This window comes from Pseudomonadota bacterium (assembly GCA_039024915.1).
Classification (GTDB): Bacteria; Pseudomonadota; Alphaproteobacteria; order Rhizobiales; family MH13; genus MH13.
The window spans coordinates 1-4,339 of sequence record JBCCPK010000019.1 but is presented as its reverse complement, the minus strand read 5'-3'; the positions used below and the strand labels follow the sequence as shown (position 1 = coordinate 4,339).

The following is a 4,339-nucleotide window of genomic DNA, read 5'->3' as shown; positions in this document are numbered from 1 at the left end:
GAAGCGGGCGAGATCATGAGCAGCCTCACCTTCTGCGACGGAGGCAACAAGGAAACTTTTTCCGCGCCGCACGGCGATAGCAAGGATGATTGTGAGCATCAGCATCGACATGATTTTCGACACTTCCGCGCCGATCAGCACAGTGTTGGAGGTGAGGTAGGTGACGTAGTCACGCGTGATCATCGGGTCGACGCGGTCAGTCCAGACGACGTAGCCCACCATCATCGACCAGCAGGCAATGGCGGCGGCACCAGCTGCGATGACGTAGCGTGCCTCGAAGCGCAGGGCCCGCAGGCCGATCAACACGCAGTAGTTCATCACCTCCACCGTCTTCAGCGAAAACGACGCCGGCTGCATATATTGAATATGAAACGAAAAAATCAGCACCGTGAGCAAGACCATGTCGAGCACGATGGATAGGTAGATCAGAAATGACGGCATGGCGCGGCGGGCCGCCAGCATCACGAGCATTCCGGTGAAGATGAGATAGGCGCCGATGATCCAGGGCACCTGCGAGACGGTATCGGGTTCCGGCTTTGGCGAGGCCAGCCACGCCAGACCCCACACGGCGAATATGATGAACTGGATCGCTTTGACCAGAAGTTCCGAGACAAACTCGTTTTCCGTCACCGCATCGAGCACCCGCGCGGGCAGGTTCGCCTTCCCCTCTCGCGGCCAGATATGTCGCGCGGGTTGCGTCAGCAGATTGGGCACGGTGACGGCGTTGCGTCGTTTTCTTTTGGCCTGAACCTCACTCATGATGTGGTCCCGCTGGAAAGACAAACGTTTCGTGAAGACCAAACTTTGCGGTGCGGCTCATACCGCGATGACCAGACCTTCGCGCCCGACTTCGCATTTGCGAAATTCCTTGCGCGCCTGTGCGCCGATCTCGTCCAGCGCATCATCGGTGCGGCTAGGGCGGTGATGGAACAGGCATAACCGCTCGGCGCCAGCCGCTTTCGCCAGCCGAACACCTTCCTGCCAGGTGGAGTGGCCGAAGTTCCAGAACTGCGGAAACTCTTCGTCGGTATAGGTCGCGTCGTAGATCATTAGATCGGCATCGCGGCACGCATCGATAATGTTCTGATCCGGTTCATCAGGGATATGGGTCGTATCAGTCATGTAGCAGATGGCGCGCCCGTCGAACTCGATGCGGTAGCCAATGCACTTGTCGTGATGGTTGAGCGACATCGTTTTGATGATGACGCCCTCTACTGGCTCCAGCACATCACCGGATTCGAAATCCTGATAGGCGATCCTTGCGGAGAAGACCTCCGGGCCGACGGGGAAATAGGGCGGGCTCATGTAGTTCTCGACCATCTTGCGCGTTTTGTCGGGGCCATCGAGGTGCCCAGACCACAGATTGACGGTCACTGTGGGGTCGAAAAACGGCCCAAAGAAGGGAAGCGCGGAAATGTGATCGTAGTGGCAATGGGTGAAAAAGAGATGGATCGGATCGGGCGTCTCACCCTCCGGCAACATGGCGCGCTGGGCCATGATGTCATCGCCCATCATCCGCAGACCGGAACCACCATCGAAGATGAGCCGACGGGTGCCGCAGGTAATCTCAACGCAGGCAGTGTTGCCACCGTAGCGGCTGTTATAGCCCGAAAGCGAAGCCAGTGTGCCGCGCGCGCCCCATATACGGGCAAAGAAGGGGAGCTGGGCCATTGTTCAGGAGGCCTTTTTTAGGCCTGCGAGTTCGCTGCGCGCTTCCGAAAGGTCGTGGGTGGTGCGGGCAAGCCGCTCCACCAGCTCCTTCAAAACTGCCAGTGCCAGCGTGGGTGAATCCTTCACCATGTCCATCATGTGGTCTCGGCTGATCTTGAGAATTTCCAAGTGACCGTCGGCCCGAACAGATGCGGTGCGGGGGATGTCAGCCAGAATGGCCATATCACCGATCACCGAGTTCCGGCCAAGCTGCGCGACGCGGCTGGGTTCTGCCCCCGGCTCTGCCGACACAAGAACATCGGCGGAGCCGTTGATGACGATATAGGCAGCGTCCGCATCATCACCCTGCTGGAACAGCATATCGCCATCGGTGACCGTGATGTGGTCGGATGCGAAGGCCAGCAGTTTCAACTTATTGGCGGGCATCCCGGCGAACATCGGAATGGACCGCAGAAGATCAACCTCTTCCGTCAGTTTACTCATGATCTTTCACCCCAAATTGTGACAACGCCTTCCTGGAAAGCACTGACATCAACGACCGCGCCTTCCAAAACACACTGTTCGGCCACTGTCATATTTCGTTTCACAACAAGCGCCAAGCCAACGCAACAGTTTGCGCCAATTGTGGTTTCCTGTGTTGTGTCGCAGCATCGGCCCATCATGACACCAGCGTACGATAAGTCTCGTCTTCCTGTTGCAAGGCTCTCGGATCGCCATAGCTCTTCAGCCGCTGGCGGTCGAACACCATGACCCTGTTAAAATACTGCGCCAGATGCGGTGCCGTCAGCACCCAGAGCAGACCAAATTTATGACCGGAGCCTCCGGCCGTACGAGCGTGGGCGGCGCGGGCCAGCACCTTCTTGATCAACCTTTCCTGCGTGCGCTGGTCAAGAGCGTTGAGGCCGCGATTGACAATCAGCAGATCGGCACCCTTCAGCAGGCCGCGGGCGAGGATAATGCGCTGGCGCTGCCCTTCCGACAGGCGCTTGCCACCGGTGCCGATGTCGAACTGCAGGCCGATAGAGAAAATCTCTTCTTCCAGCCCCATTTCTTTCAGCAGATCAGTGATCGCCTGCTGTACCTGTTCCTGCGCGTTTTGCACGCCCTGTGCGATGCGACCGAACAGGATGTTGTCCTGGACCGATTCCATCGGGCTGTAGCGGTTCACATCATAGGGCGTAAGCAATTCGCTGATGTTGGCGGGCGGATCGTCATGCAGCATGCGGCGCGCTTCCAGAATGCGGCTTTGCATGTCGCCGTCGAGCAGCTTCAAGCGGTTGCGCTTCTCGATATAGTTCATGGGCAGCTGCAGCAGCATATCGCGCTCCGCCGCTCCCAGCTTATCGAACCCATCTTCCTTGGCCCGCAGCAGCACCGGCGGATAGGCCTCCAATTCCTCTGGCGTCATGAAGTTCAACTGCTCGAAGAACGGGTTGTCGGGTGACAGATCGGCGAAAAGTTCGATGGCCGTATCGGCAAGCTCGATCCCCATCGCGAACATATCACGGTCAAGGCCGGTCTTGGCGAGAACCTCACGCATGTATTCGTTCTTGACGATGGCCGCTGCGGTAAATTCGTCGGCCTGAGAGGCGGTGGCGAAGACGAGGTTTTCTGCAATCGTCGCGTGCTCGTTGTATGCCTCGCGATCCCAAACCTCGACAAGATTTTCAAGCGGCGAGCCTTCGATGCGCTGCCGCAGGGTTGTGCGCACCTCAACCAGTTTCTCGCAAAGTAGCGGTGTCTCTTCGGGGTCGAGGCTCTGGCGCATGGCAAGGCCGGTGACCACCTCATCCATCTCCACGAGATCAAGCACTTCGCGCAGGCGGGGCAGAACCTCCTCCGGGCCGGTGATGCCCATGGCGTCGTAGTCCACCCAGTCGGCATAATAGTTCAGCAGCGTGTTGCCCGCTGCCTTGGCCTCAAGCTCGGTGCGCGGGTGCAGCGGTTCGGCAAGTGATGAGTAATCCGGTTCCGTCAGGGGCGCGTGCTTATTCACGTAGAGAAGTGAATCCAGCAGCGTCATCTGTGGCAGATAGCTTTCAGAACCTGCATAGGCGAAGCGACGGCCGCGCACGGATTGCGGCAGGTCGGTGAGTGAATCGCCATTGATGCGCAACCGCCCCGATGTTGGATTAACGAGACCCGCCAATGCTTCCGACATAACGCCTGCGCCGGAACCCAGCGGCCCGATGGCGGCGGTGATACCATCCACCGGCAGCGTAAAATCGGCATCCTGCAACAGGACAGAACCGGTATCGTCCGTGACCTGAAGGTTGGAAACTTCGATATTGCCCGTCAGCGGCGGTACCTTCTCGGCAGTCGCAGCCTGCAATCGCGCGTCGCTCATCCCGGTGACGTTGAACTGCTCGACGATCTGCGCGTATTTGATGTCGATATCGACGCGCTTCTGGTCCCACTGGATCAGCCCGTTAATCGGCGTCGGCAAGTCCTTATAGGCGTTGATGACGCCCAGCAGCTGACCGACATTCAGCGTGCCGCGAATGGCGAAATAGCCCCCAACCACATAGAACAGGAACGGCGTCAGCTGGGCGAGGAAGTTGTTCAGGAACTTGATGAAGAACTTCCGCTGATACAGCTCGTAGCGGATGAAGAAGATCTTGCCCAACCGGTTGGCCAGTTCAGAGCGTTCGTAGTTCGATGTATCGTT

Annotated in this window: 4 protein-coding genes; all 4 read right to left on the bottom strand. The window is 58.4% G+C overall.

The genetic code is table 11. The features are described from left to right. On the bottom strand, positions 1–759 hold a 759-nt coding region (locus AAF739_17905), incomplete at its 3' end, for an adenylate/guanylate cyclase domain-containing protein (GenBank protein MEM6384543.1). Between the two features lie 57 nt (positions 760–816). Beyond that, positions 817–1,671: an MBL fold metallo-hydrolase gene (locus tag AAF739_17900; GenBank protein ID MEM6384542.1), complete on the bottom strand. Its 855-nt coding sequence runs from the start codon at positions 1,669–1,671 to the stop codon at positions 817–819. Between the two features lie 3 nt (positions 1,672–1,674). Next, positions 1,675–2,154 (bottom strand): cyclic nucleotide-binding domain-containing protein, encoded by a 480-nt coding sequence (locus AAF739_17895; protein ID MEM6384541.1) that lies wholly within the window; start codon positions 2,152–2,154, stop codon positions 1,675–1,677. Positions 2,155–2,329: 175 nt separating this feature from the next. Then, positions 2,330–4,339: ATP-binding cassette domain-containing protein (locus tag AAF739_17890; GenBank protein ID MEM6384540.1), on the bottom strand; the 2,010-nt coding region annotated here is incomplete at its 5' end.